We start from the raw sequence: 25,377 nt of genomic DNA, 5'->3' as shown, positions 1-25,377 counted from the left end.
GCGTCAGGCGCAGAGCACCTGCGCGGTGTGGGCGGATTCCGCCGTCCAGCCGTACGGCGTCTGCGTCCACACGGTGAAGGTCATGACGTAGCCGTTGACGTAGGTGGTCGAGGTGTTGCCGGTCCAGGTCGTGCCGGCCACGGTGGTCACGTCCTGCCACGCATTGCCGAGCCACAGTCGTACGCGGTAGCCCGAGACGCGGGGGGCGGTGCTGGCGTTCCAGGTCACGGTCACCGTCGCGGTGCTGCCGCTGCAGGTCGCGCGGCCGGTGGGAACACCGGGCACCGCGAGCGTCGCGGTGGACACCGTCGTCTGCGGCAGGGCGACCGAGTCGGTGAAGGAGGCCCACGACGGGAGCGCCGCTCCCAGGACCAGGCCGGCGGTGAGCAGCAGCAGGACTGCGATTCGCCGCAGGAGCGAAGGGCGCTGGACGGCGGTCATGGTGTGCCTCCTCTCGACACGAGATGCGGACCCCGGCGGGCCTCCGGGGAGGCCCGCCGGGAAGGTCGCCCGGGAAGGGTCAGCCGAAGATCGAACCGCCGGTGATCTCGCCCTCTTCGGGGATCACGATGCAGCCGTGCTTCAGGTAGACCGCGAGGGGCACGTTGGCCCGCTCCATGTTCTGGCAGGCCTTCAGGGGCACGTTGCCCTGCGCGGCAGAGGGCGCGGCAGAGGCGGGGGCGGCGCCGACGGTCGCGAAGGCGGCGATCGCGGCGGTCACGCCCACGAGGCGAAGCGAGCCCGCGATGCCGCGGGCAGTCGTCGTGGTGCTCATGTCGGTGTCTCCTCGGTCCGTTTCGCCGCGGGTGTCTCCCGCGACAACTAGGACTCTGGACGGCCGACCGCAGGGCACCCGCCAGGAAACCGCAAGAAACCCGCAAGGTCGGACGAGGACGCCGGCACCGGCCGGCGTCAGGAGCAGAGCACCTGCGCGCTGTGGGTGGATTCCGCCGTCCAGCCGTAGGGGGTCAGCGTCCAGACGGTGAACGTCATCACGTACCCGTTGACGTAGGTGGTCGAGGTGTTCCCCGTCCAGGTCGTGCCGGTCACGGTGGTCACGTCCTGCCACGCGTTGCCGAGCCACAGCCGCACGCGATACCCCGAGACGCGGGGGGCGGTGCTGGCGTTCCAGGACACCGTCACCGTCGCGGTACTGCCGCTGCAGGTCGCGCGGCCGGTGGGGACACCGGGGACGTCGAGCGTCGCGGTGGACACCGTCGTCTGCGGCAGGGCGACCGAGTCGGTGAAGGAGGCCCACGACGGGAGCGCCGCGCCGAGGAGCAGACCGGCGGTGAGCAGCAGCAGGACTGCGGCTCGCCGCGCGAGCGAGGGTCGCTGGACGGCGGTCACGGTGTGCCTCCTTCCCGGAGCGGTGCCGACCCGGTGGGCCTCGGGAGAGGCCCACCGGGCATGGGTCAGCCGAAGATCGAGCCGCCGATGATCTCGCCCTCGACGGGGATGACGATGCAGCCGAGCTTCAGGCGGACATCGGTGGGCACGTTGGCCTGCTCCATCTGCACGCAGGCCTTCACCGGCAGCGTGATCTTCGGCAGGGTCACCTTGCTGGCCAGGTTCGACAGCGCTGCGCCCTGCTGGTCGGTGAGCGTGAACTGCGCGACGTTGACGGTGGTGGCGGCCTGCGCAGGCGCGGCGCTCACGGTCGCGAAGCCCGCGATACCCGCGACGACGGCGGCGGTGACGCCGGCGAGGCGGACGGAGCCCACGATGCCGCGGGCGATCATCGTGGTGCTCATGTCGGGGTGTCTCCTCGGTCGGTCCCGTCGCCGGGTTTCCGGTGACAGGACAGACTCTGACGGCCGAACCGCAGGTCACCCCCGCGGAAACCGCAAGACAGCCGCAAGGTCAGAAAGGACCGCCCAGCGCCGCCTGCGCCGCGCTGCGGAGCACACCGGCCAGCTGCGCCTCGGCGCGCTGATCGGTGCCCACGACAACCACCCGCGGTCCCCCCGGCGCGAGGGCCGGCCGGAGCTCGGCGGCCGTGGTGATCCGCGTCGCCGCCCAGCCGAGGCCCTGTGCCACGGCGACCAGGTCCCGCCCGTGCGGGGTGCCGAAGACGCGCCGATAGTCCTGCGCGTAGCGGTCCTCCCCCGGTTCCAGCTGCGCGAAGATCCCGCCCCCGTCGTTGTCGGGCACGACGACGGTCAGATCCGGCAGCCGTTCCCCTTCGCCGACCAGCAGACCGGTGAGGTCGTGCAGGAAGGTGAGGTCACCCATCAGGGTGAACGCCGGACCCCCGTGGGCGAGCGCGGCGCCGATCGCCGTCGAGATCGTGCCGTCGATCCCCGCCACGCCGCGGTTGGCCAGCACGCGGACGTCGGCCCGGGGCACCGCGAGCCGGTCGACGTCCCGGACGGGCGTGGAGGAGCCCAGCACCAGCAGCGCGCCCGCCGGCAGTGCCGCCACCGTGTCGCGGGCCAGTCGCGCGGCGGTCAGCTCGGGTGCGGCGTCCAGCACCGCGTCGATCGCCCGCCCGACCTGCGTGGCGGCGTCCTGCCAGGCGGCGGACCAGCCGCCGGAGGGAGAACCGCCGTCCAGGGTCGCGGTGAGGAGGGCGCTGCTGCGCCCGGGATCGGCCCAGCGGGGGGACGACGGCACCGTCTCCACCCGCACCGCCGGGTCGGCGAGCAACGCGGCGACCGGCCGCGACAGCGTCGGGCGCCCCAGGACGACCACCCGGTCGGGCCGGTGCGCGGCCAGCCAGTCACGGGCGCCCAGCAGGAGCGCGCCGGCCCGCAGCCCGCCCGGTGCGCCCCAGAGCCCGCTGCTGGGCTCCGCGATCAGCGGTGCCGCGGCGACACCGGTACGGACCACTCCGTCACCCGCGACCACGAGTGTCCTCGGCGCGGCGGATGCCGAGCCCTGGACCGGCGGGGGCGTCCGGGCCGCCGTCCACGGGCCGCCGTCCGGCCGGCCGGCCCAGGCGCCGGTGAGCGCGACGCCGTCGTCCTCGGGGAGGAGGGGCTCGCGCAGGGCGAGGTTCAGGTGCACCGGACCCGGATCGCCGGAGACCGCGCCGCCGGCCACCACCAGCGCCTTCGCGACCAGCGACCGCCAGTAGCGGTTCTGCGCCGCCTCTCGCCCCGCCTCGGGCACTCCCACGTCGGCCGCCCAGCGCACCGCGCCGCCGTAGATCCCGGGCTGCGCGATCGTCTGGTTCGCCCCGGTGCCGCGCAGCTCGGGCGGCCGGTCGGCGGTGAGCGCGAGCAGCGGCACGCCGGCGGCGTCGGCCTCGAGCACCGCGGCGTGCAGGTGCGCCGCCGCCGTCCCGGAGGTGGTGAGCACCGGTACGGGACGCCCCGAGCCCTTCGCCAGGCCGAGCGCGAGGAACGCCGCCGTCCGCTCGTCGATCCGCACGTGCAGCCGGAGCCGACCGGCCCGCTCCGCTGCGGCCAGTGCGAGCGCGACCGGTGCCGAGCGCGACCCGGGCGCGAGGACGGCGTCGGTGACTCCGCCCCGCACCAGCTCGTCGACCAGCACCCGGGCGAACGCGGTGGCGGGGTTCACGCGGTCACCGCGGCCAGCCGGGCCGCCCACCGGGCCGTGGTCGCGGGGCCGGCGGTGACGTCGTCGCGGTCGGGCGCCACGCGCCGCACCGGTAGGACGCCGTCGACCGGCAGCAACGGTTGGGTGCAGACGTCGTCGGTGAACAGGGCGACGGTCGCGAGGCCGCAGGCGAAGGGCAGCTCGGGCAGTGCCGCCGCGAGCGCCACCCCGGCGGCGATGCCGACCGACGACTCCAGCGCCGACGACACGACGCAGGGCAGGCCGTGTGCCTCGGCGACCCGCAGGGCCGCCCGCACCCCGCCCAGCGGCTGCACCTTGAGGACGACGACGTCGCAGGCCTCGCGCAGGTCGACCCGCAGCGGATCGTCGGCCCGGCGCACGACCTCGTCGGCGGCGATGCGGACGTCGATCCGCCGGCGCAGCGCGACCAGCTCCTCGAGCGTGGCGCACGGCTGCTCCACGTACTCCAGGCCCACGCGGTCGAGCTCCGCGATCCGGGCGGCGGCGGTGTCGACGTCCCACGCGGCGTTGGCGTCGACGCGAAGGGCGCCATCGGGCCCGAGGGCGTCCCGCACCGCCTCGACCCGGGCGAGGTCGTCAGCGGCGGACTGTCCGGGCTCGGCCACCTTCACCTTCGCCGTCCGGCACCCCGAGTCGCTCACGATGGCGTGCGCCCGCTCGGCGTCCACCGCGGGCACGGTGACGTTGACCGGCACGGAGCTGCGCACCGGGTCGGGCCAGCCGTCGACGGCCCCCTCGACCGCGGCCGCCCACCACCGCCGGCTCTCGGCGACGTCGTAGTCCCAGAACGGGGAGAACTCGCCCCAGCCGGCCGGGCCGCGCACCAGCACGCCGTCGCGGACGTCGATGCCCCGGAACCGCGAACGCATCGGCACCGACCAGACACGGACGTCGGAGATGCCGGCGGGCACGGTGATCACGGGGGCGAGCCTAATGAAAGGAGCCCACTGGCCCCTGTCCCCTCGCGAGCTCGGGGCCGGGCCCCTGCAGCGGGGCCCAACCGTAGGCTTGCCTCTCGTGGCCAGGCAGCTCCGGATCGTCCCCGCCGCCGAGCTGTCCCCCGACGACGTCCGGGCGGCCCTCAGCGGGACCTCGCCGCTCGCCGTCCTCCCGGCCGGGCCCCCCGCTGCCGTCGCCGCCGCCCGGGAGGTCCTCCGGCCCGACGTCCCCCTGGAGCCGGGCGCCGACCTCGTCGTCGTGACGTCCGGCTCGACCGGGAACGGCCGCGGCGTGCTGCTGTCGGCCGCCGCACTCACCGCCTCGGCGGAGGCGACCCACGACCGGCTCGGCGGTCCCGGCGCATGGCTGCTGACGCTGCCGGTCTCGGCGATCGCCGGGCTCCAGGTGCTCTGCCGCGGCATCGTGGCGGGCGAGCCGGCCACGGCGCTCGCCCGCGCGGAGCGCCTCGGCACCGCGGTCGCCCGCATGCCCGCCGGACGCCGGTACACCGCCATGGTGCCCACGCAGCTGCGCCGGTTCCTCGACGCCGAGCCCGACGGGCTGCGCGCCTTCGACGCCGTGATCGTCGGCGGTGCGGCCACCGACCGTGCGCTGCTGTCCCGGGCACGGGCCGCCGGGGTCGCGGTCGTGACCACGTACGGCATGACCGAGACCGCCGGAGGGTGCGTGTACGACGGCCGACCGCTGCCCGGCGTGCAGGTGCGGGTCACCGACGGCGGCGTGGAGCTGTCCGGCCCGATGCTGGCGCTGGGCTACCGCCACGACCCCGCCGCGACGGCCGAGGCCTTCGCCGACGGGTGGTTCCGCACCCGGGACGCCGGCAGCCTGCGCGACGGCATCCTCACGGTCACCGGCCGGCTCGACGACGTCGTCATCACCGGCGGCGTCAACGTCGCCCCGGCGGCGGTCGAGGCCGCCCTGCGCGACCACCCCGACGTGGCCGACGCCGTCGTCCTCGGGTGGCCGGACGACGAGTGGGGCCAGCGGGTCGTGGCCGCCGTCGTGCCGCAGGGCGACCGCCGTCCGCAGCTCGCCGAGCTGCGCGCCTGGGTGGGCGAGCGGCTCGGCGCGCCGGCGGCCCCTCGCCAGCTGCACCTGCTCGCCGAGATCCCGCTCCTGCACACCGGCAAACCCGACCGCCGCACGGTCGCGACCCTCATCGACACGACCCAGCTCCCGGAGGTCTGATGGCCACCCCCGCCCAGTGGGTCGCGGGTGCCCGCCCCCGCACCCTGCCCGCCGCACTGGCGCCCGTGCTGGTCGGCACCGGCACCGCGGTGGCCCTCCACGGCTTCCGCGCGGGCCCCGCCGTGCTGGCGCTGGTCGTGGCGCTCGCGCTGCAGGTCGCGGTCAACTACGCCAACGACTACTCCGACGGCAGGCGCGGCACCGACACCGACCGCGTGGGTCCCATGCGGCTGGTCGGCTCGGGCGCCGCCACCCCCCGGCAGGTGCTCGCCGCGGCCGTCGTGTCCTTCGCCGTCGCGGGGGTGGCCGGCCTGGGGCTCGCGGCGCTGTCGAGCTGGTGGCTGGTGGTCGTCGGCGCGGTCTGCATCGCCGCCGCCTGGACCTACACCGGGGGTCCGCTCCCCTACGGCTACCGCGCGCTCGGCGAGGTCTTCGTCTTCGTCTTCTTCGGCCCCGTGGCCGTCGTCGGGACGACGTACGTGCAGACCCGCACCCTCACGGGCCTGGCGTTCGCAGCCTCGGTGCCGGTCGGCCTGCTCATCGTGGCCATCCTGGTGGTCAACAACCTGCGCGACATCGAGGGCGACGCGCTCGCCGGCAAGCGGACCCTGGCAGTTCTCCTGGGTGACCGGGGGACCCGCCTGCTGTTCACCGGCCTGATCGTCGCGGCCTTTGCCGTCGTCGTCCTGATCGGGGTCGCCCGCCCCTGGGCACTCGTCTCGCTGCTCGCGGTCCCCCTTGCGGCGGCGCCCACGCGTACGGTGCTCTCCCGTGGACGCGGGCCGGCGCTGATCGGCGCGCTCGCAGGCACCGGGGTGCTCACGCTGGCGACCGGCGTACTGCTCGGCGCCGGACTCGCCCTCAGCGGATGACATCGGGGGAGCGCAGCGCATGGCCACAGCCGAGGACTTCCTGACCGCCGTCGACGAGGTCATCTCCGACGGGATCCGCCGGGGACTCCTGCACAACGACGTCGAGGACGAGGTCCTGGACGGCCGCCACATCACGGTCGCCGGCCGGCGGCTGGTCAACTTCGGGTCCTGCTCGTACCTCGGCCTCGAGACCGACCCGCGGCTGAAGGCCGCCGTCCGGGACGCCGTCGACCGCCACGGCACCCAGTTCTCCTCCTCCCGGGCGTACGCCTCCGCGCCGCTCTACCGCGTCGCCGAGGCCGAGCTCGCGGAACTGTTCGGGCGGCCGGTGATCGTGACGCCGTCGACGTCGATCGGGCACATCGCCACGATGCCGACGCTCATCGGCAGCCGCGACGTGCTGGTGCTCGACCACCAGGCGCACCACTCCATGCAGACGGCGGCGAAATTGGCGCAGGCGGGCGGCGCGCGGGTCGAGCTGATCCCGCACAACGACCTGCGCTCCCTGGAGCGCCGGATCGTCGAGTGCCGCGGCACCCACCGGCGCGTCTGGTACGCCGTCGACGGCATCTACTCGATGTTCGCCGACTTCTTCCCGGCCGCCGAGCTGGACGCGCTCGTCGCGCGGCACGACAACCTCTGGCTCTACGTCGACGACGCCCACGCGTTCTCCTGGACCGGCACCTGGGGCCGCGGCTACGCACTCGAGCACCTCGCGCCCGCGACCCTCGCCCGGACCGTGGTGGGGGGCTCGCTGAACAAGTCCTTCGCCGCAGCCGGTGGCGCGATCACCTTCCCCGACGAGGAGTCGCGGCGGCTGGTGGCCACCGTCGGCGGACCGCTGATCTTCTCCGGGCCGGTGCAGCCGCCCATGCTGGGTGCGATCGTCGCCTCCGCGCGACTCCACCGGACGCCGGAGATCGCCGCCCGGCAGGAGCTGCTGCGCTCGCGCATCCGGCTGTTCAACCGGCTCACGACCCAGGCCCGGCTGCCCCTCGTCTCGGAGTCCGAGGCACCGATCCGCTATGTGGGCGCGGGGGTCGCCTCGGTCGCCTATCGCCTGACCGAGCGGCTGCGCGACGCCGGGTTCTTCGTGAACACCGCCACGTTTCCCGCCGTGCCGGCGAAGCGGTGCGGTGCCCGGTTCACGCTGACGGCCCACCACACCGAGGACGACGTCGCCGGTGTCGTCGCCGCCCTCGGCGAGCACCTCCCCGCCGCGATCGCCGACGAGGGCGCCGGCGTCGCAGACCTGCGGCGCGCGTTCGCCCGGCAGCTCCGCGGGCGCCCCGAGGTGCTCCCGGGGCCGCCGCCGGTGGTGCCGTCGCCGCGCCCCGCGCCGTCGCAACTGCGCCTCCAGCACGTCCGCTCCATCGACGAGCTCGATCCGGCCGAGTGGGACGCGCTGGTCGGGCACCGCGGTGCCTTCGACGCCGCGGCCCTGCGGACGCTGGAGCGGGTCTTCGCCGACCCGGCCGCCGCACCCGAGGACCGGTGGGCCTTCTCCTACCTCGTCGTCCGGGACCCCGATGGCACGCCCGTCGCGGCCACGTTCCTGACCACGGCGCGCTGGAAGGACGACATGCTCTCGCCTGCCGACGTGTCACGGGAGGTCGAGCGGCGGCGCGCGGAGAACGGGGACCCGTGGTTCCTCACGTCACCGATGGTCGGGATGGGCTCGTTGCTGACCGAGGGCGACCACCTGTACCTCGACCGCTCGCGGGACTGGCGGACCGCCCTTCGGCTGATCCTGCGGACCGCCCGGCGCGAGGAGGACGCCGCCGGCGCCGCGGCGGTCGTGCTCCGCGATCTGCCCGACGGGGACGACGAGCTGCACGCGTTCCTGCTCGGCGAGGGGCTGCTGCGGATCCCGGTCCCCGACAGCTGGGTGCGCGAGCACGGCTGGGCGACCGACGAGGAGTTCCTGGCCGGGCTGACCCGCAAGCACCGCTACCACCAGCGCTCCCGGGTCCTGGCCCGCGAGGCGGAGTTCGACGTGGAGGTGCTCGCCGGGGGCAGCGCCGCGGCCACCGCGCTGCCCGCCCTGCATCGGGACGTCCTGTACGCGCGCTATCGGGCCGTGCACGCCCGCGCCTTCGAGCTGAACGTCTTCCCGCTGCCGCGACGGCTGATCGACGCCGTGCTCGAGTCGCCGGCGTTCGAGGTGGTGGTCCTGCGCCTCGCCGACCGGCCGCGCACACCCACGGGGGAGGACGTCGTCGGGTTCGCCGTCCAGCACGTCACCGACGAGCAGGTGGTGCCACTGTTCGTGGGGTTGGAATATGCGTACGTGCCGACACACTCGAGCTATCAGGTGCTGCTGCTCCAGGCGCTCCGCTCGGCCCAGCGCCGGGGCTCGCGCCGGGTGCGCTTCGGCATGGGCGCGGACCTGCACAAGGCCAGGTTCGGGGCTGCCCGGGAGAAGCGCTGGGCGTACGTGGCGGCCAACGAGACCTACAACGCGGACGTGCTCGCCCACATCGCGGAGACCGTCCCCGCCCGCTGAGCGGTTCAGTCGGTGGCGGGCCCGCTCAGGCGCGCGCGCAGCTCCTCCTTCGCGGCACGGCGGGACACGCTGCGCGCCGCGAGCGCCTCGGTGAACCTGTCCCGCACCGGCTGCAGCAGGAAGTAGGCGACCGGCATGGACAGCAGGGCGCCGAACAGCAGCGCCGGGTAGCCGCCGAGCCCGACCGCCCAGAGCAGCCCGATGAGCGCGGCCGCGATGACCAGGCGGCCGAGTGTGTAGGCGAGCATCCAGGGCAGGACCTTGGGCGGCGCGGCCGGTCCGCCGGTCGGTGCGATCGGATTGCTGCTCTCAGCCATGACGGCCTTCCCATTTCGTGGAGAGGACAACGGTCGTGCGGGTGCGGGCGACGCCTCTGATCCGGTTCAACGCGCCGATGGTCGCTTCGAGTGCCGGGATGTCGGTCACGCGCACCTTGAGCACGTAGCCCTCGCTCCCGGCGACGCGCCAGCAGGACTGGACCTCCGGCAGGGCTCGCAGCCCGTCCTCGACCCCGGTGTCGTCGACCGCGTCGCTCTCGATGACGCTCACCAGCGCGGTGACGTCCAGGCCGAGGGCCGCCGGGTCGACGACGGCGCGGTAGCCGGTGATCACGCCGGCCGCCTCCAGTTTGCCCACCCGCTCGTGCACCGCCGGCGAGGAGAGCCCCACCTGCCGGGCCAGCTCGGCATAGCTGGCACGCCCGTTCGCGAGCAGCAGGTCGATCAGCTGCCGGTCCACCGCGTCGATGGCTCGTCTCCCTCCCGGTCGGCCGTCCTGTTCCGCTTGTTCGGCACCGAGTATCGCCGCGGACGTACGCTGGCGTCCGACGAGGGGGTGGAGCCGTGCCGATCCTGGTGGTGCTCGTGGTGGCGGTCGTGGTCGCGGTGCTCGTCATGCGCGCGGGAGCGGCCCATGGACGGACCGGCGGAGGGGCGCGTCCGACGCGCCCGCGGGCGCAGCGCCCCACCCGGCCGCTCGCCCCGGACGACGACCCCGAGTTCCTCCGCGAGCTGGAGCGCCGCGCCCGACGCGACGGCGGCTCCGCCGCCTGAGCTCAGGCAACAGCCACCTCAGGCAGCAGGCACCCCAGGCGGCAGGGACCTCAGGCAGCAGAGCGCAGCCGGAACAACCGGCGCCAGCCACGCTGAGCGCCGGGCACCTCCCCGACCGACGGCGCCCCGGCGCCCGCCGACTCGGAGCCCGGCCAGCCGAGCCCACCACCCCCGGGTGCCGGCGGCGCGGGCCAGCCCACCGGTCCGGTGCGCTCCGCCGGCGCCTGCTCCTGCTGCCCGTCGGTCCCGCTGATGGCACGGCGGGCCAGGGCATCGGCGACGAGCGGGTGGACCGCGGAGCCGTCCGGCGCTGCGTGCTTACCCACGGTGACCACCGGCGTGGAGCTTCGTTCGACCGTTCACGCAGGCATGGAAGCACGGACCCGCGACATCCGGCACATCGGCGGGGAAAAGTGCCCCATCTCCCCATCACGATGAGTGACGGGGCGACTCAGGTCAGCTGACGCCGGCGTAGCTGTGCAGCCCCGTCGACACCATGTTCACGAAGAGCAGGTTGAAGATCATCACGACCAGGCCGACGACGTTCACCCACGCCGCGGGCCGGCCCCGCCACCCGGCGGTGGTCCGGGCGTGCAGGTACGCGGCGTAGACGACCCAGGCGATGAACGCCCAGGTCTCCTTGGGGTCCCAGCCCCAGAACCGGCCCCAGGCGGCCTCGGCCCAGATGGCCCCCGCGATCACCGCGAACGTCCAGATGGGGAAGCCGAAGACCGCGGTGCGGTGGGCGACCCGGTCCAGCGCGGCGGCGGTCGGCAGCTTGGCGACGACGCCGGACTCGGCCGGGGCGCCGTCGGCCACACGGGCCTCGTACCGCGAGCGGACCAGGTACATGACGCTGGCGATCCCGCTGACGAAGAAGATCCCGAACCCGATGATCGCGGTGGTCACGTGGATGGCCAGCCAGTACGACCGCAGCGCGGCCACCAGCGGACCGGCGTCGGCGTAGAGGAACAGCCCGATGAGCACGAGCGCGAGGACGACGGGCGCGAGGACGAACAGCCCGAGGTGCCGCAGCGCCGGCACGCGGACGGCGAAGCCGACGTAGGCGACGACGGCCACGAGCACGGTCGCCGTCGCGAACTCGTACATGTTGCCCCAGGGCAGCCGGTCGGTCGCCAGGCCGCGGCACACCAGCACCCCGGCCTGCGTGAGCGCCCCCAGGATCGTCAGGCCCACCGCGACGATGCCCCAGCGCCGGCCCCGGCCGTCCTCGACCGGCGGCTCCGGCGCGCGGGCGGCGGGCGCGCCGGCTCCGACCAGCTCTGGGGTCCGCGCGGGACGCCGTCCGAACGCGAGCTGCGCGCAGAAGGCGACCACGGCGAGGGAGTACAGCGCCACCGTGACGGAGAACAGGCTGTCCGACAGTGACGACAGCGAATCGGGAGTCACGGGATCTGTCCTCCGGTGGGGCGAGCGGTGGCCCGGTCGGTGAGTGCGTCGTCCAGGTCGTCGGTCAACGCGGCGAAGCGGGGTGCGCTCTCGCCGCTGCCCCGCGTGAGCGAGGCCAGTGTCAGGACGGTACCGCCGCCACCCTGGTCGGGAGCGACCCGGGCGAAGACCCGCTCGCGGCGGAGCAGCAGCATGCCGAGCAGGCCGAGGAGCAGGCTGATCGCCGCCCCGAGCACCCAGAGCTGCCCCGGGTCGTGGGACAACTGCAGCGACGCGAACTCCTTGTAGCCGGTGAAGGCGACCGTCGTCCCGTCGGGCAGCGTCGTCGACTCCCCCACCTTGAGGTTCGCCGCGGCCACCTTGGTCAGCCGGCCGCGGTCGATCTGGGTCCGGTCGAGGGAGTAGACCGACTGCGGGATCCCGGAGTCCAGCCCCAGGTAGCCCTGGTAGATGAAGATCGCCACCTCCGGGTCCAGCGGCCGGGGGTCGATCGAGGTGAGGATCTTGTTCTGCACCACTCCGGTCGGCGCGAAGAACCCCTCGAGTGCGAGCTGGTCGTTCCCGGCCGTCCCGATGTCGGGCAGCTTGAGCGCGCCCTCGCTGGCCATCGTCGACTGGTTGGTGGGGAGGAAGGGCACCGACAGGTCGTCGAAGGTCGTGCCGTCCGGGCTGGTGACGCTGAACGTGGGGCTGTAGCCGTGGCCGGTCACGTAGACGCGGTCGCCGTCGACGCGCAGCGGCTCGTTGACGCCGATCGTCGTCGGCCGCGGCTTCTGCCCGGGGGGCCCGTAGGTGATGTCGGCGGTGAACGATGCCGCCGTGAGGTTCTCCTCGTACTTCGCCCGGAACTGGTCCAGGTCGATGCACAACGGGGTCAGGTCGCGGCTCTTGACCAGCGGCCCGGACGCGTAGGTGTCGTACTGCTGGAAGGAATTGCAGAAGCCCTGTCCCTCGGTGACCAGGATGCTGCCCTCGTAGCCCCACAGCTTGCCGCCCGCCAGCCCCAGCAGCAGCGCGATCAGGGAGAGGTGGAAGAGCAGGTTGCCGGTCTCCTTGAGGAAGCCCTTCTCGGCCGACAGCTCGCCGTCCCGGCGCACGACGCGGAAGCGGCGCACACGGAGCTCCTCCTCGACGACGTCGAGCGCCTCCGGCCCGGCCAGGGGCGTGCGCAGGGCGCCCGAGTCGGGCAGCCGCAGCAGGTTGCGCGGAGCCGGCGGGGGCGCGGCCCGCAGGGCGCGGGCGTGCTCCAGCGCCCGGGGCAGCACGCAGCCGATGAGGGAGACGAACAGCAGCAGGTAGACCGCCGCGAACCACGGCGAGCGGAACACGTCGAACAGGAAGAACCGATCGAGCACCGGGGCGAGCCTGGGGTGGTCGGTGAAGTACGCGTTCACCTTGTTCTGCGACAGCGAGCGCTGCGGCAGCAGCGACCCCGGCACCGCCGCCAGGGCGAGCAGGAACAGCAGCACGATGGCCGTGCGCATGGCCGTCAGCCGACGCCACCACTGCAGCAGCCGGCCGGTGATCCGGCGTCCGGTCGGGCGGCGGGCCGGCGGCGGCGCCGCGGGCCGCGGCGGTGCTTCCACGCTCACAGTGCCGACTCCCCGAATCCGGTGGCCGCGAGCCACGACCGCAGCCATTGCATGATCTCGGTCCAGGCGCCGGTGACCAGCAGCAGCCCGACGACGACGAGGACGGCGCCACCGACGCGGGTGACCGTGCGGGCGTGCCGGCGCAGGAACGCCGTGGCGCCCATGGCCCAGCGCGCGCCGAGCGCGACCAGGACGAACGGCACCCCGAGACCCAGGCAGTACGCCGCCCCGAGGATCGCACCGCGGGTGGCGGTCGCCTCGGTGACCGCCAGCGAGTAGACCGCCGACAGCGTCGGCCCGAGGCAGGGCGTCCAGCCGAGTCCGAAGACGATGCCGAGCAGCGGCGCCCCGGCCAGCCCGGCCGCGGGGAGCGCGGAGATCCGCTTGGTCCGCTGCAGCAGCGGGAGCCAGCCCAGGAAGCCGAGCCCGACGAGGATCGTGATGACACCGAAGATCCGGTCGAGCAGGTCGGAGTACTCCAGCAGCAGCCGGCCGAGGCCGCCGAACGCGGCCCCGAAGGCCACGAACACCGCGGTGAAGCCCAGCACGAACAGCACTGCGCCCAGCACCATCCGGGTGCGGGGGGAGAGCTGGGTGCGGACGGCGGTCGCCGTCCCCCCGGAGCCCGGCGACTCGACCGTCGTCCCCGTGCCCACGAGACCGGACACGTAGGCGAGGTAGCCCGGAACCAGCGGGAGGACGCAGGGCGAGGCGAAGCTGATCAGCCCGACCAGGGCCGCGACCCCGGCGGCCACGAGCAGCGGGCCGTCGGCGACGAGCGAGCGGAACGTCTCCCCCACGTCACTCCTCTCCGAGAACCCGGTCGATGACGGCGCGCAGGTTCTGCTTCGAGACGGTGCCGGTGTACACCGCCGCCACCCGCCCCTGCTGGTCCAGCACGATGGTGGAGGGGATCGCGTTGGCGGGGTAGCCGCGGAACGCCAGCGCCACCTCCCCGCGCGGGTCGTACAGCGAGGGGAACTCGACGCCGAACCGCTTCACGAAGGACGTCGCGAACTGCTCGCTGGTCTCCTTGACGTTCAGCCCGAGGAACTTCACGCCCTCGTCCTTCACGTCCGCGTAGACCTCCTGGAACTCCGGGGTCTCCACCCGGCAGGGCCCGCACCACGACCCCCAGAAGTTGAGGACCGCGACGTCCCCGTCGAACTCGGTCGAGGAGAACTCGCCGCCGCCCAACAGCCGGCCGGAGAACCTGGGCGCCGCGGCGCGCTGGTCCGGCGCGATCACCTCGCCGGCAGGGGTACCGGCCACGAAGCGGAACTCGCCGCCGTTGTTGACGTCGACGGCTCCTGAGCCGGTGGAGCAGCCGGCGAGCAGAAGCGCGGCGAGCGTCGCGAGGACGGCACGTCTCATGCCCCGGGCACCGCGTCCGGGTCGGTGGCTCCGGCGGGCTCGGCGTAGGAGATGCCGCTCATCCGGTCGCCCTCGTAGACCACCGAGGTGACGCTGGCCAGACCGCACTGGCGTCGGCGAGGGTCGTGCACATAGCGGCGCCCCTCCAGGTGCAGCCGCAGCGTCCAGATCGGCAGCTGGTGGCTGACCAGGACGGCTTCGTGCCCCCGGGCGGTGTCCCGGGCGGCCTCGACGGCGGCCAGCATGCGCGCGGCGATCTCGACGTAGGGCTCGCCCCACGACGGGCGGAACGGGTTGCGCAGCTTCCACCAGTGCTTCGGCTCGCGCAGCGCCCCGTCACCGACGCCGACCTTGAGGCCCTCGAAGGCGTTGCCCGCCTCGATCAGCCGCTCGTCGATCGTGACCGGCAGCGACAGCGCCTCGGCGATCGGCGCGGCGGTCTGCCGGGCGCGCTCGAGCGGGCTGGACACCAGGAGCGTCACGTCCTTGTCGGTGAACCAGGCGGCCGCCTTGTCCGCCATCGCCAGACCGGCGTCGGAGAGCCGGAACCCGGGCAGCCGGCCGTAGAGGATCTTGCCCGGGTTGTGGACCTCCCCGTGCCGGAGCAGGTGGACGACCGTCCGCTCGCTCACTGCCTCACCTCCGCCGCGGCGCGGGCGGCCGCGGGCAGGGCCTCGAGCACGCGCTCCAGGGCGGTTCCGGACAGCGCCGCGTTGACGAACCACGCCTCGAACGCCGACGGCGGCAGGTACACCCCGCGCGCGAGCATCGCGTGGAAGAAGGCGGTGTACTGCGCGACGTCCTGGCTGCGGGCGTCGTCGTAGTCGCGCACCTGGCGGTCGTCGGGCACGAAGAAGATCGAGAACATGTTGCCGGCCTGCTGGACGCGGTGCGGGACACCGGCGGCGAACAGCGCCGCGCTGGCGGCGCCGCGCAGGGTCGCCGACACCTTGTCGCAGTGCGCGTAGACCTCGTCGGTGCAGTGCCGCAGCGTGGTCAGTCCCGCGGCCACCGCGACCGGGTTCCCGGACAGCGTGCCGGCCTGGTAGACCGGCCCGACGGGGGCCAGCTGGTCCATCAGGTCGGCCCTTCCACCGAACGCGGCGGCGGGCAGCCCCCCGCCCATGACCTTGCCGAAGGTGAACAGGTCGGCGTCCACGGGATCGAGGCCGTACCAGCCCGAACGCGAGACCCGGAAGCCGGTCATGACCTCGTCGAGGATCAGCAGCGCGCCGTGCGCGGCGGTGATCCGGCGGAGGGAGGCGTTGAAGCCGTCCAGCGGCGGGACGACGCCCATGTTGCCGGCGGCCGCCTCGCTGATGACGCAGGCGATGTCGGCGCCCCGCTCGGCGAACACCTTCTCCACCGCGGCGGCGTCGTTGTACGGCAGGACGACGGTGTCGGCGGCCGCGCCGGTGGTGACGCCCGGGGTGTCGGGCAGCCCGAGGGTGGCGACGCCGGAGCCGGCCGACGCCAGCAGCGCGTCGACGTGCCCGTGGTAGTTGCCGGCGAACTTGACGACCAGCGGCCGGCCGGTGGCGCCACGGGCCAGCCGCACCGCCGACAGCACCGCCTCGGTGCCGGAGTTGACCAGCCGCACCCGCTCGACGGGAGCCATCCGGTCGCGGATCTCCTCGGCGAGGTCGAGCTCGCCCTCGGTGGGGGCCCCGAAGGTGAGGCCCCGCCGGGCCGCCGCGGTGACGGCCTCGACGACGGCCGGGTGCGCGTGGCCCAGCAGCAGCGGGCCCCACGAGCTGACCAGGTCGACGTAGCGCCGTCCGTCGGCGTCGGTGATCCAGGGGCCGGAGCCCTCCACCATGAACCGCGGGGTGCCTCCGACGGCGCGGAACGCCCGCACCGGGCTGTTCACGCCGCCGGGCGTGATCGTCTGCGCGCGGTCGAAGAGGGCGGCCGATGCCGGGGCCTCGTAGGTGTAGGGAGAGCGGTCCAGCGAGGTCACGACCCCAGTGTCCCCTGCGAATCTGAGAGCGCCGACCACAGGGCGGCCGGGTCCCGTGTGGGAACGAGCACGGTGCGCCCGTCGGTCAGCTTCAGCGGCAGCCCGGTACGTCCCTTGGGCAGCGACCAGCCACCGCCGAGCACCGGCGCCCCGGCGTCCACGCCGGAGTCCACCTCGTGCAGGTGGTCGGCGTCGATGTCGGACAGCGCCACGCGCTCACGGCCCACCGTGAGCGCGGCGTCGTCCACCCGCACGGTCCAGATCCGGCGCGCGGACAGCGTGCCGGTGCCGACGATGCCGAGGACGGCGACGATCGCGACTGCCCACAGCAGCGCCGGCACGTCGCCGCCCGGCAGGACCAAGTCGAGCGCCAGCATGCCCGCGAGCGCGAGCGCGACCAGCCAGAACGGCCGCCACGAGGCGCCCTTCTCGACGTAGGGGGTCACCGCAGGAGACGGGCCGCCTCGACCGCCCAGTAGGTCAGCACGGTGCCCGCACCCGCCCGGCGGATCGCGGTCAGGGTCTCGAGGATCGCCCGCTCGCGGTCCACCCAGCCGTTCGCCGCGGCTGCCTCGACCATCGCGTACTCGCCGCTGACCTGGTACGCGCTGACCGGCACGTGCACCGCGTCGGCGACCCGGGTGATGATGTCGAGGTAGGGCAGGGCCGGCTTCACCATGACGGCGTCCGCGCCCTCGGCGAGGTCCTGGGCCACCTCGCGCAGCGCCTCGTCGGCGTTGGGCGGGTCCATCTGGTAGGTCGACCGGTCACCGAACTGGGGCGCGCCCTCGGCGGCCTCGCGGAACGGGCCGTAGAAGCCCGAGGCGTACTTCGCGGCATAGGCGAGGATCGGCGTCTCGGTGTACGCGGCACCGTCCAGGGCCCGGCGGATCGCCGCGACCTGGCCGTCCATCATCCCGCTCGGGGCGATGACGTGGGCTCCGGCCTGCGCCTGGGCGACGGCGACCGCCGCATACCGGTCCAATGTCGGGTCGTTGTCGACGACGCCCGCCGGGGTGATCAGGCCGCAGTGCCCGTGATCGGTGTACTCGCACAGGCAGAGATCGGCCATGAGCACCAGCTCGTTCCCGAGGTCGGCCTTCAGCTGCTGCAGCGCGACGTTGACGATGCCGTCCGCGGCGTCGGCCTGCGAGCCGACCGGGTCCTTCTCGCCGGGGATGCCGAAGAGCATCAGCCCGCCGATGCCGGCGTCCGCGGCTTCGTGCGCGGCCTTCCGCAGCGAGTCCAGCGTGTGCTGGACGACGCCCGGCATCGACGAGATCGCGACGGGTGCGTCGATGCCCTGCTTGACGAACACCGGCAGCACGAAGTCCGCCGGCGCCAGCCGGGTCTGCGCCGTCAGCCGGCGCAGCGCGGGCGTCGACCGAAGCCGGCGCCCGCGACTGAAACCGGGAGTGCTCACTTGCCCTCGCCGTCCTCCGACTCACGCAGGGACAGGGCGTACGCGGCGAGCGCGTCCACCAGCGGGCCGACGGCCGCGGTCTCGGGCTGCACGTCGACCCGCAGGCCGAACTCCTGCGCGCTGGCGGCGGTCGCGGGGCCGATGACGGCGACGACGGTCTTCGCGTGCGGCTTGCCGGCGATGCCCACCAGGTTGCGCACCGTGCTCGAGGACGTGAAGCAGACGGCGTCGAAGCCACCGCCCTTGATCGCCTCGCGCACCGACGCGGCCGGCGGAGCGGCCCGGACCGTGCGGTACGCGGTCACGTCGTCGATCTCCCAGCCGCGCTCCTTGAGCCCCGCGGCCAGCGCCTCGGTCGCGATGTCGGCGTGCGGCAGGAGCACGCGGTCGATCGGGTCGAAGACGTCGTCGTACGGCGGGAAGTCGGCCAGCAGGCCCTGGCTGGACTGCTCGCCGCTGGGGACCAGCTCGGGCTGGATGCCGAAGGCGCGCACGGCGTCGGCGGTCTGCTCGCCGACGCAGGCGACCTTCACGCCGGCGAACGCGCGGGCGTCGAGGCCGAGCTCGGTGAACTTCTCCCGCACCGCCTTCACGGCGTTGACCGAGGTGAAGACGATCCACCCGTAGCGGCCGGTGACCAGGCCCTTGATGGCGCGGTCCATCTGCGCGGGGCTGCGCGGCGGCTCGACCGCGATCGTCGGCACCTCGACCGGCACGGCGCCGTAGGCGCGCAGCCGGTCGCTCATCTCGCCGGCCTGGTCCTTGGTGCGCGGAACGAGCACCCGCCAGCCGAACAGCGGCCGGCTCTCCCACCAGGACAGCCGGGCCCGCTTGTCGACGGCGGCACCGATGGTGGCGACGACGGGGCCGCTGAACGAGTCCAGGCCGGCCGTCTTCTCGGCCACGGCGACGAGCTTCGCGACGACGCTCCTCTGCGCCGTCCCGGAGCCACCGGTGGTGACGACCACCGGGGTGCTGCCGGACAGGCCGCCCTCGACGAGGCGCGCGGCCGCGTCGGGCAGCTCGTCGGCCTCGCCCTGCAGGACGAGCGTTCCGCCGGCCACGGCGGTCGCGAGAGCGGCGAGGTCCACCCCGCTGCGCAGGTCGGCGGTCAGCGCGGTGCTGCCGAGCGCCACGCCGGCGAACGCCGGCACGGCGGTGGAGGTGGCGACGCCCGGCACGACGTCGAAGGGCACCGAGGTACGACCGACGGCGAGCACCTCCTTCACCACGGCGTCGGCGGTGTAGGGGTCACCGGCGACCAGCCGGACCACCACGTTGCCGCTCTTCGCGGCGGCGACGGCGGCCTTGGCCACCTCGGCCGGCTCGCCGGCCGCGGGCGTGATCTCCGCCTGCGGGTGGGCCTCGCGGACGGCGTCCTGGACCGCGACGGAGACGTCGGGGTCGACGAGGACGACGGCCGCCTCGGCCAGTGCCGCGGTCGCCCGTGCGGTCAGCATCCCGGGGTCGCCCGGGCCTGCACCGACGAAGACGACCCGGCCGGTCGTGCCGGAGGTCGCGCGGTTGCGCGTCATGGCGTGCTCCTGATCCTGGCCCGGAGGGCCGTCATTGCGGGGGTCTGGGGGGAGGCGGTCATGTGCCCGCCTCGCTGGCGCTCGCCGGGCACCTGCCCGGCGGTGCTGTGTTCGCTGGGTGCTCTCGCAAGCTCGATCACCTGCTGACCGCCATGAGCTCGGCCGCACCGCGGTCGAGGAGTTCGGTCGCCAGGGCGCGCCCGAGCGCGGCGGCCTGCGGCAGCGGTCCGGAGACCGAGCCGCGGACGGCGTCGCTGCCGTCGATCGCGGTGACGGACGCGCGGAGGAACAGCTCGGGGCCCGACTCGCCCTCGGCAACCTCCGCGTAGGCGGCCACCGGCGCACTGCAACCCGCCTCGAGGGTGGCCAGCGTCGCGCGCTCGGCGGTGACGCACGCCCGGGCCAGCGGGTCCTCCAACCGGCCGAGCAGCTCGCGGGTGCGCGCGTCGCTGGTGCGGCACTCGACGGCGAGCGCACCCTGCGCGGGGGCGGGCAGCACCTGCAGCGGGTCGAGCGTCTCGCTGATGGCGTCCAGCCGGCCGAGCCGGGCCAGGCCTGCGCGGGCGAGCACCACGGCGTCCAGGTCGCCCTCGGCGACGCGGCCCATGCGGGTGTCGACGTTGCCCCGGATCGGGACGACGTCCAGGCCGAGACCGAGCGCCCGCAGCTGCGCGACCCGCCGCGGGGCGCCGGTCCCGACCTTCGAGCCGGGCGGCAGCTCGCCGAGGGTGAGTCCGTCACGGGCCACGAGCGCATCGCGGGGGTCCTGCCGGCCGGGCACCGCGGCGATGATCAGTCCCGGTTCGGCGGACGTCGGCAGGTCCTTGTAGCTGTGCACCGCGAGATCGACGCTGCCCTCGAGCAGCGCCCGGCGGATCGCCGCGACGAACACGCCGGTGCCGCCGAGCTGCGCGATGGCCGCCGCCGAGCGGTCGCCCTCGGTGACGATGTGCACGAGCTCCACCGGCGTCCCGGTGGCGGCGGTGATGGCGTCGGCGACGGTCTGCGACTGGGTGTGCGCGAGCTCGCTGGCGCGGGTGCCCAGCCGCAGGGTCGCCGTCCTGGCGGCGGCGGTCACGAGGCCTCCCCCGCATGCAGGGCGGGGTCGACGGTGACCGCCTCGGCCAGTTCCTCGACCGGGGCGTCGAGGCCGAGGCCGAACAGCGCGCGGAGCGCGCCCGCGTAGTCCGTGTCGCCGGGTACGGCGGCCAGTTCCTTCACACGCACCGTCGGCTCGTGCAGCAGCTTGTCGACCACGCGGCGCACGGTGCGGGCGATCTCGGCGCGCGCCCGCGTGTCCAGGTCGGGCAGCCGGCTGGACAGCCGCAGCAGTTCGGCGTCCACGACCCCGGCGGCCTGGCTGCGCAGCGCGGAGACGGTCGGGGCGACCGCGGCCGCCTGCCGCTCGGCCCGCAGCAGCGCGGTCTCGGCCGCGACCACGGCGCGCGCCGCGGTGATGTCGTCGGCCGCGACCGACTGCTCCCCGCGCTGCCCCTGCAGCAGCGCGAGGTCGACGACGTGCACGCCCGGAAGTGCGGCGACCCCCGGGTCGACGTCCCGGGGCAGCGCGAGGTCGACCACCGCGAGCGCGCGGCCGTCGCGCGCGGCCATGGCCTCGGCGACGACGTCCGTGTGCACGACGAGGCCCGTCGAGCCCGTGCAGGTCACGAGCACGTCGGCGGCGGCGAGCTCGGCCGGCAGCTCGGCGAGCGCGGCGGAGCGCCCGCCCACGCTCTCGGCGAGCCGCGCGGCCGTGGCGTCGGTGCGACTGCTGACGACGACGGCGGCGCCGCGGCGGGCCAGGGTCGTGGCCGCGAGGGCGCCCATCGACCCGGCGCCGACGACGAGCACCGGCCGGTCCTGCAGGCTGCCGATGCGGTGCTCGGCGCGGTCCAGCGCGACCGAGACCAGCGAGGCCCCCGCCCGGTCGATGCCGGTGTCGGTGTGCACCCGCTTACCCACCCGCAGGGCCCGCTGGGCGACCGGGTGCAGCGCGCGTCCCACGGTGCCCTCTTCCCGGGCCAGGGCGTAGGCGGCGCGCAGCTGGCCCAGCACCTGGGTCTCGCCCACCACCATCGAGTCCAGGCCCGAGGCAACGGTGAACAGGTGGGAGACGGCCTGGTCCTCGTAGTGGACGGTGACGTAGGGCGACAGCTCCTCGACCGTGGCGCCCGCCTGCCGGGCCAGCACCCGGCTGACGTCGGCCACGCCGCCGTGGAACCGCTCGACGTCGGCGAAGACCTCGATCCGGTTGCACGTGGCCAGGACGAGGGCCTCGCTCACGTGATCGCTCGCGACCAGCTCGTGCAGCGCCTTGACCCGGTCGTCGGCGTCCATGGCGAACTGCTCCAGCAGCGCCACCGGTGCGGTCTGGTGGGAGATCCCCACGGCCAGGAGGCTCATGCGCTCTCACCGACCAGCTTCTGCTGCCCGACGAAGGCCAGGACCTGCAGCTCGACGGAGAGGTCGACCTTGCGGACGTCGACCCCCTCCGGTGCGGCCAGCGTCACCGGGGCGAAGTTCAGGACGCTGCGCACGCCGGCCGCGGCCAGCCGGTCGCAGACCGACTGGGCCACCTCGGCCGGCGTCGTGATGACCCCGATGGAGGCCTGGGTCGCGGCCACGACCTCGTCCAGGTCGTCCATGGGGCGCACGGGAAGCCCGCCGATCCGCTGGCCGATCCGCGCCGGTGACGCGTCGAAGAGGCCGACGAACTCGAAACCCCGGGAGCCGAACCCCGCGTAGTCGGCGAGCGCCGAACCGAGGTTGCCGATGCCCACGAGCACGCAGGCCCGCGACCGCTCGACACCGAGGACACCGGAGATGCGGTCCCGCAGGGTCGCCACCTCGTAGCCGACGCCCCGCACGCCGCAGGGGCCCAGATGCGAGAGGTCCTTGCGCAGCCCGGCCGGGTTGACCCCGGCCGCCGTCGCCAGCTCGCCGGATGAGACGGTGCTCCGGCCACCGTCGGCAAGAGCCGACAGCACCCGGAGGTACACGGCCAGGCGTGCGACGGTGGCCTCCGGGATGGTCCGGGGCCGCGGCTGGATCACGGGCTCTCCACAGCGGTCGCGCCCGAGAACGTCAGGACACGGGACTAGGGACGCGGGCATTGCAACGACCCGCGTCAGCCACGGTAACCGCTTGTGAACGCAGGAACAAAGTCGCTGGCCCGCGGCCGAGCCGCTGACCGGCCCGAACGGGTGGCGCTGTGGTGGACGACACCTTAGCCGACGCTCCGGAGGTCCCTCCGGAGCCGGTCGACGTCGACGGTGAAGTAGCTGTGCTCGCGCCCGTCGAGCAGGACGACGGGCACGCGGTCGCCGTACTCGGCCTGCAGCCCAGGGTCGGTGTCGACGTCCACGGCCTCCGGCACCAGGCCGGCCTCGCCCGCTATCCGGGTCAGGGTCTCCGCGGCGGTCTCGCACAGATGACAGCCCGCCCGGGTGAGCAGCACCAGGCGGGCCCGCTCCTCAACCACCGGCCACCACCGGCTCCTCGGCGTCGGACCCGGTCAGCCCGAGCTCCCGCAGGCGCGCACGGCTGACCTTCCCGGTCAGCGAGTGCGGGAGCGCAGGCAGGAAGTGCACCGACGTCGGCACCTTGTACCGGGCCAGGGACTCCGCCGCGTAGTCCCGGAGCTCCTCGAAGGTCAGCTTCTCCCCCGGCACCAGGACGACGACCGCGCGGACGGCGGCACCCGTCCGCGGGTCCGGGACGCCGATCACCGCGCTCTCGGTGACTGCGGGGTGCGCGTCGAGGACCCGCTCGACCTCGGCGGGGTACACGTTGAAGCCGCTGACCAGGATCAGGTCGCTGCGGCGGTCGACCAGGTGCAGGTCACCGTCGGCGTCCCGGTAGGCCAGGTCGCCGGTGCCCAGCCAGCCGTCCTCGCCCGGCCCGTCGGCGCCGTCGGGCCAGTAACCGGAGAACAGGTTCGGGCCGCGCAGCCAGATCTCGCCGGGACCCTCGAGGTGGTCCTCGTCGCCGGGCTCCTCGTCGCCGTGCTCGGACGTGGCGGTGTCGCGCAGCTCCAGCTCGACGCCGGGCACCGGGCCGCCGATGCAGTTCGGCTTGGCCCGGCCGGTGGCCAGCGTGCTGGCGACGACGGGGGACGCCTCGGTGAGGCCGTAGCCCTCCCACACCGTGACGGCGGCCCGTTCGCGCATCGCCGTCCAGATCTCCTCCGGCAGCGGGGCGGCCCCGGAGGAGGCCATCCGCATCGCGGCGAACGCGCGACGCAGGTCGGCGTCACTGCCCGCCGCGTCGGCGGCGGCGAGCCACGCCTGGTACATCGGCGGTGCGCCGGGAACTGCGGTGACCTGCTCGTCGGCCATCAGGGCGAGCGAGACGCGGGGGTCGAAGGTCTCCTCCAGCACGGCGCACGCCCCGGTGGCGGCCACGAGCCCGAAGCCCGCGTTGAGGCCGTACACGTGGAACAGCGGCAGCACCAGCAGGACCCGGTCGTCGGAGCGCACGACCGGTGGCTCCATGGCCAGGCACTGCTCCTGGTTGGCCCGCAGCGCGGCCGAGGTGAGGATCGCGCCGCGCGGGCGGCCCGTCGTCCCGCTGGTGTAGGCGAGGAACGCCGGGGCGGCCGGGTCCTCCGCGACGTCCGGCGGCGCCCCGTCGGCGTCCGGCGGACCGGGACAGATCCGCACGCCGGCGACCGGGCTGCGCTCGCCCGCGGCGACCAGCAGCGAGGCCCCCGAGTCGCCGAGGACGTACTCCAGCTCGGGGTCGGTGTAGGCGGTGTTGACCGGCACCACCACGAGCCCGGCCCGCAGCGCACCCAGGGCCGCACGGAGCCAGAGCAGCCCGTTGGGCAGCTGGACGGCGACGCGGTCGCCCGGCTGGAGATCGAAGGCCGCGTACCCGGCCGCCGTGCGGTCGACGGCCGCGTCGAGCTCCGCCCAGGTCAGTCGCTGATCACCGGCGACCACCGCGGGCGCGTCCGGGCTCCGCCGCGCGGCCGCGCGCACCAGTGCCGCCAGGGACGCACCTGTCTCGCTCACTGGTTCCTCTCCTCCGGTGGGGCTCCGCCGATCGTGCACGTCAGGGGCCCGTCAGCCTGCAGGATCGCCGTTCTTCGTGCAGGCTGACGTGGACCGGCTGGAGCGATGTTGTCACCATGGGGGCAGCCCCGCAGCGCACACGGCCGCCCTCCGGCGGGCGCGCCGGAGACACGTGGTCCAGTTTCGGCGGGCCGTAGAGGAGGTCGATCGCCCGCATGCCGCACCCCCTGGACGCGGAGCGTGCGGCCGAGCCGGCCCCTCCGGAGACCAGCCGCCGGCCGACGCCCGTGCCGCGGTCCAGCGCGGAGGCGCTGACCACGGCAACAGCGGTGGAGGAGCCGGACGACGTCCACGTCGAGTCGATCCCGGCGCCGCAGGGCGTCGACGTCTGGGCGCTGGTGCACCGTGCCCAGAACGGCGACGCGGAGGCGTTCGGGGAGCTCTACGACCACTACGTCACGATGGTCCACCGCTACGTCTACCACCGGGTGGGCGACCGGGCGACGGCCGAGGACGTCACGAGCGAGACCTTCGTGCGTGCCCTGCGCCGGATCGACTCGCTCTCGTTCCAGGGGCGCGACGTGGGCGCCTGGCTCGTGACGATCGCGCGCAACATCATCCGCGACCACGTGAAGAGCAGCCGGTACCGGCTGGAGGTCGCGACGGCGGACATGCGGGACGCCGACCGGGCCACCGACGGCCCGGAGGACGCGGTGGTCACGCACCTGACCAACCGCGAGCTCCTGGCGTGCGTCCAGCAGCTCGGGAGCGAGCAGCAGGAGTGCATCGTGCTGCGGTTCATCCACGGTCTGTCGGTGTCGGAGACCGCGGAGATCATGGGCAAGAAGGACGGCGCGATCAAGGCGCTGCAGCACCGCGCGGTCCGTCGCCTGGCCGGTCTGCTCCCGGACGGTCTGCGATGAGAAAAACGCCGATCGTCGGGT

28 protein-coding genes are annotated in these 25,377 nt (G+C 74.4%); 5 read left to right on the top strand and 23 right to left on the bottom strand.

Annotated elements, in window-relative coordinates:
- Nucleotides 1-3: 3 nt before the first annotated feature.
- The 6 genes from AC2H4J_RS12605 to AC2H4J_RS12580 all read right to left on the bottom strand — a co-directional run bounded on the left by AC2H4J_RS12605 (nucleotide 4) and on the right by AC2H4J_RS12580 (nucleotide 4,466).
- Nucleotides 4-441, bottom strand: coding sequence for a hypothetical protein (locus tag AC2H4J_RS12605; protein WP_487465223.1), 438 nt, complete (start codon nucleotides 439-441; stop codon nucleotides 4-6).
- Between the two features lie 79 nt (nucleotides 442-520).
- Nucleotides 521-775 carry a hypothetical protein gene (locus AC2H4J_RS12600; protein WP_487465222.1) on the bottom strand — a complete coding sequence of 85 codons (255 nt, stop codon included), beginning with the start codon at nucleotides 773-775 and terminating at the stop codon, nucleotides 521-523.
- A gap of 137 nt (nucleotides 776-912) precedes the next feature.
- Complete coding sequence (locus AC2H4J_RS12595; RefSeq protein ID WP_487465221.1) at nucleotides 913-1,350, bottom strand: hypothetical protein; 438 nt, start codon at nucleotides 1,348-1,350, stop codon at nucleotides 913-915.
- A 65-nt stretch (nucleotides 1,351-1,415) separates the two neighbouring features.
- Nucleotides 1,416-1,754: a hypothetical protein gene (locus tag AC2H4J_RS12590; RefSeq protein WP_487465220.1), complete on the bottom strand. Its 339-nt coding sequence runs from the start codon at nucleotides 1,752-1,754 to the stop codon at nucleotides 1,416-1,418.
- Between the two features lie 109 nt (nucleotides 1,755-1,863).
- Entirely contained in the window at nucleotides 1,864-3,525 is a 1,662-nt protein-coding gene (gene menD, locus AC2H4J_RS12585; RefSeq protein ID WP_487465219.1) for a 2-succinyl-5-enolpyruvyl-6-hydroxy-3-cyclohexene-1-carboxylic-acid synthase, read from the bottom strand.
- Nucleotides 3,522-4,466 carry an o-succinylbenzoate synthase gene (locus AC2H4J_RS12580; protein ID WP_487465218.1) on the bottom strand — a complete coding sequence of 315 codons (945 nt, stop codon included), beginning with the start codon at nucleotides 4,464-4,466 and terminating at the stop codon, nucleotides 3,522-3,524. Before AC2H4J_RS12580 ends, menD begins: the two co-directional genes overlap by 4 nt.
- Nucleotides 4,467-4,563: 97 nt before the next feature.
- Here AC2H4J_RS12580 and menE point away from each other — a divergent pair, with 97 nt between their 5' ends.
- Genes menE through AC2H4J_RS12565 form a run of 3 tightly spaced genes read left to right on the top strand, consistent with a single transcriptional unit; the run spans nucleotide 4,564 to nucleotide 9,072 of the window.
- Nucleotides 4,564-5,694, top strand: a complete 1,131-nt coding sequence (gene menE, locus AC2H4J_RS12575) for an o-succinylbenzoate--CoA ligase (protein ID WP_487465217.1) — start codon at nucleotides 4,564-4,566, stop codon at nucleotides 5,692-5,694.
- Nucleotides 5,694-6,566, top strand: a complete 873-nt coding sequence (locus AC2H4J_RS12570) for a 1,4-dihydroxy-2-naphthoate polyprenyltransferase (RefSeq protein WP_487465216.1) — start codon at nucleotides 5,694-5,696, stop codon at nucleotides 6,564-6,566. The genes menE and AC2H4J_RS12570 overlap by 1 nt, the downstream gene beginning before the upstream one ends.
- A 19-nt stretch (nucleotides 6,567-6,585) precedes the next feature.
- Complete coding sequence (locus AC2H4J_RS12565; RefSeq protein ID WP_487465215.1) at nucleotides 6,586-9,072, top strand: aminotransferase class I/II-fold pyridoxal phosphate-dependent enzyme; 2,487 nt, start codon at nucleotides 6,586-6,588, stop codon at nucleotides 9,070-9,072.
- A gap of 5 nt (nucleotides 9,073-9,077) precedes the next feature.
- On the opposite strand, the gene AC2H4J_RS12560 is transcribed toward AC2H4J_RS12565, so the two are convergent.
- Together AC2H4J_RS12560 and AC2H4J_RS12555 are read right to left on the bottom strand one after the other, a co-directional pair.
- On the bottom strand, nucleotides 9,078-9,389 hold the full coding sequence (locus tag AC2H4J_RS12560) for a DUF4229 domain-containing protein (protein ID WP_487465214.1): 312 nt from the start codon (nucleotides 9,387-9,389) through the stop codon (nucleotides 9,078-9,080).
- Nucleotides 9,382-9,810, bottom strand: coding sequence for an Lrp/AsnC family transcriptional regulator (locus AC2H4J_RS12555; protein ID WP_487465213.1), 429 nt, complete (start codon nucleotides 9,808-9,810; stop codon nucleotides 9,382-9,384). Before AC2H4J_RS12555 ends, AC2H4J_RS12560 begins: the two co-directional genes overlap by 8 nt.
- 104 nt (nucleotides 9,811-9,914) lie before the next feature.
- On the opposite strand from AC2H4J_RS12555, the gene AC2H4J_RS12550 reads away from it, so the two are divergent.
- Nucleotides 9,915-10,124: a hypothetical protein gene (locus AC2H4J_RS12550; protein ID WP_487465212.1), complete on the top strand. Its 210-nt coding sequence runs from the start codon at nucleotides 9,915-9,917 to the stop codon at nucleotides 10,122-10,124.
- Nucleotides 10,125-10,174: 50 nt separating this feature from the next.
- Here the strand turns inward: AC2H4J_RS12550 and AC2H4J_RS12545 are convergent, their stop codons facing one another.
- From AC2H4J_RS12545 to AC2H4J_RS12475, 15 genes are all read right to left on the bottom strand, one after another.
- A complete protein-coding gene (locus AC2H4J_RS12545; RefSeq protein ID WP_487465211.1) occupies nucleotides 10,175-10,450 on the bottom strand; it encodes a hypothetical protein in 276 nt (91 codons plus the stop codon).
- A 130-nt stretch (nucleotides 10,451-10,580) separates the two neighbouring features.
- The gene (gene ccsB, locus AC2H4J_RS12540) at nucleotides 10,581-11,534 is read right to left on the bottom strand and encodes a c-type cytochrome biogenesis protein CcsB (RefSeq protein ID WP_487465210.1); all 954 of its coding nucleotides are present in this window, start codon (nucleotides 11,532-11,534) and stop codon (nucleotides 10,581-10,583) included.
- Nucleotides 11,531-13,126: a cytochrome c biogenesis protein ResB gene (resB, locus tag AC2H4J_RS12535; RefSeq protein ID WP_487465209.1), complete on the bottom strand. Its 1,596-nt coding sequence runs from the start codon at nucleotides 13,124-13,126 to the stop codon at nucleotides 11,531-11,533. The genes ccsB and resB overlap by 4 nt, the downstream gene beginning before the upstream one ends.
- Nucleotides 13,123-13,926, bottom strand: a complete 804-nt coding sequence (locus tag AC2H4J_RS12530; protein WP_487465208.1) for a cytochrome c biogenesis CcdA family protein — start codon at nucleotides 13,924-13,926, stop codon at nucleotides 13,123-13,125. Before AC2H4J_RS12530 ends, resB begins: the two co-directional genes overlap by 4 nt.
- Nucleotide 13,927: 1 nt before the next feature.
- Nucleotides 13,928-14,500 (bottom strand): TlpA family protein disulfide reductase, encoded by a 573-nt coding sequence (locus AC2H4J_RS12525; protein ID WP_487465207.1) that lies wholly within the window; start codon nucleotides 14,498-14,500, stop codon nucleotides 13,928-13,930.
- Nucleotides 14,497-15,132: a histidine phosphatase family protein gene (locus AC2H4J_RS12520; protein WP_487465206.1), complete on the bottom strand. Its 636-nt coding sequence runs from the start codon at nucleotides 15,130-15,132 to the stop codon at nucleotides 14,497-14,499. Before AC2H4J_RS12520 ends, AC2H4J_RS12525 begins: the two co-directional genes overlap by 4 nt.
- The gene (gene hemL / locus AC2H4J_RS12515; protein WP_487465205.1) at nucleotides 15,129-16,460 is read right to left on the bottom strand and encodes a glutamate-1-semialdehyde 2,1-aminomutase; all 1,332 of its coding nucleotides are present in this window, start codon (nucleotides 16,458-16,460) and stop codon (nucleotides 15,129-15,131) included. The genes AC2H4J_RS12520 and hemL overlap by 4 nt, the downstream gene beginning before the upstream one ends.
- Complete coding sequence (locus AC2H4J_RS12510) at nucleotides 16,457-16,906, bottom strand: hypothetical protein (protein WP_487465204.1); 450 nt, start codon at nucleotides 16,904-16,906, stop codon at nucleotides 16,457-16,459. The genes hemL and AC2H4J_RS12510 overlap by 4 nt, the downstream gene beginning before the upstream one ends.
- A complete protein-coding gene (hemB, locus tag AC2H4J_RS12505) occupies nucleotides 16,903-17,883 on the bottom strand; it encodes a porphobilinogen synthase (RefSeq protein WP_487465203.1) in 981 nt (326 codons plus the stop codon). The genes AC2H4J_RS12510 and hemB overlap by 4 nt, the downstream gene beginning before the upstream one ends.
- Nucleotides 17,880-19,418 carry a uroporphyrinogen-III synthase gene (locus AC2H4J_RS12500; RefSeq protein WP_487465202.1) on the bottom strand — a complete coding sequence of 513 codons (1,539 nt, stop codon included), beginning with the start codon at nucleotides 19,416-19,418 and terminating at the stop codon, nucleotides 17,880-17,882. The genes hemB and AC2H4J_RS12500 overlap by 4 nt, the downstream gene beginning before the upstream one ends.
- 136 nt (nucleotides 19,419-19,554) lie before the next feature.
- Nucleotides 19,555-20,496 (bottom strand): hydroxymethylbilane synthase, encoded by a 942-nt coding sequence (hemC, locus tag AC2H4J_RS12495; protein ID WP_487465201.1) that lies wholly within the window; start codon nucleotides 20,494-20,496, stop codon nucleotides 19,555-19,557.
- A complete protein-coding gene (locus tag AC2H4J_RS12490) occupies nucleotides 20,493-21,821 on the bottom strand; it encodes a glutamyl-tRNA reductase (protein ID WP_487465200.1) in 1,329 nt (442 codons plus the stop codon). Before AC2H4J_RS12490 ends, hemC begins: the two co-directional genes overlap by 4 nt.
- On the bottom strand, nucleotides 21,818-22,471 hold the full coding sequence (locus AC2H4J_RS12485) for a redox-sensing transcriptional repressor Rex (RefSeq protein ID WP_487465199.1): 654 nt from the start codon (nucleotides 22,469-22,471) through the stop codon (nucleotides 21,818-21,820). The genes AC2H4J_RS12490 and AC2H4J_RS12485 overlap by 4 nt, the downstream gene beginning before the upstream one ends.
- Nucleotides 22,472-22,644: 173 nt before the next feature.
- Nucleotides 22,645-22,899 carry a glutaredoxin family protein gene (locus AC2H4J_RS12480; RefSeq protein WP_487465198.1) on the bottom strand — a complete coding sequence of 85 codons (255 nt, stop codon included), beginning with the start codon at nucleotides 22,897-22,899 and terminating at the stop codon, nucleotides 22,645-22,647.
- Nucleotides 22,892-24,433 (bottom strand): AMP-binding protein, encoded by a 1,542-nt coding sequence (locus AC2H4J_RS12475; protein WP_487465197.1) that lies wholly within the window; start codon nucleotides 24,431-24,433, stop codon nucleotides 22,892-22,894. Before AC2H4J_RS12475 ends, AC2H4J_RS12480 begins: the two co-directional genes overlap by 8 nt.
- 215 nt (nucleotides 24,434-24,648) lie before the next feature.
- Here AC2H4J_RS12475 and AC2H4J_RS12470 point away from each other — a divergent pair, with 215 nt between their 5' ends.
- Nucleotides 24,649-25,356, top strand: a complete 708-nt coding sequence (locus tag AC2H4J_RS12470) for a sigma-70 family RNA polymerase sigma factor (protein WP_487465196.1) — start codon at nucleotides 24,649-24,651, stop codon at nucleotides 25,354-25,356.
- Nucleotides 25,357-25,377 lie beyond the last annotated feature (21 nt).

Source organism: Blastococcus sp. OS1-29 (genome assembly GCF_057628075.1).
This window is presented reverse-complemented; position numbering and strand designations above follow the sequence as displayed.

What these genes read in the sequence shown, in the direction of transcription:
- AC2H4J_RS12560 (WP_487465214.1), bottom strand. Translation starts at nt 9,389, where the DNA reads ATGGCTGAGAGCAGCAATCCGATCGCACCGACCGGCGGACCGGCCGCG.
- AC2H4J_RS12500 (WP_487465202.1), bottom strand. Translation starts at nt 19,418, where the DNA reads ATGACGCGCAACCGCGCGACCTCCGGCACGACCGGCCGGGTCGTCTTC.
- AC2H4J_RS12490 (WP_487465200.1), bottom strand. Translation starts at nt 21,821, where the DNA reads ATGAGCCTCCTGGCCGTGGGGATCTCCCACCAGACCGCACCGGTGGCG.
- AC2H4J_RS12470 (WP_487465196.1), top strand. Translation starts at nt 24,649, where the DNA reads ATGCCGCACCCCCTGGACGCGGAGCGTGCGGCCGAGCCGGCCCCTCCG.
- AC2H4J_RS12570 (WP_487465216.1), top strand. Translation starts at nt 5,694, where the DNA reads ATGGCCACCCCCGCCCAGTGGGTCGCGGGTGCCCGCCCCCGCACCCTG.
- AC2H4J_RS12590 (WP_487465220.1), bottom strand. Translation starts at nt 1,754, where the DNA reads ATGAGCACCACGATGATCGCCCGCGGCATCGTGGGCTCCGTCCGCCTC.
- AC2H4J_RS12565 (WP_487465215.1), top strand. Translation starts at nt 6,586, where the DNA reads ATGGCCACAGCCGAGGACTTCCTGACCGCCGTCGACGAGGTCATCTCC.
- AC2H4J_RS12605 (WP_487465223.1), bottom strand. Translation starts at nt 441, where the DNA reads ATGACCGCCGTCCAGCGCCCTTCGCTCCTGCGGCGAATCGCAGTCCTG.
- AC2H4J_RS12525 (WP_487465207.1), bottom strand. Translation starts at nt 14,500, where the DNA reads ATGAGACGTGCCGTCCTCGCGACGCTCGCCGCGCTTCTGCTCGCCGGC.
- AC2H4J_RS12600 (WP_487465222.1), bottom strand. Translation starts at nt 775, where the DNA reads ATGAGCACCACGACGACTGCCCGCGGCATCGCGGGCTCGCTTCGCCTC.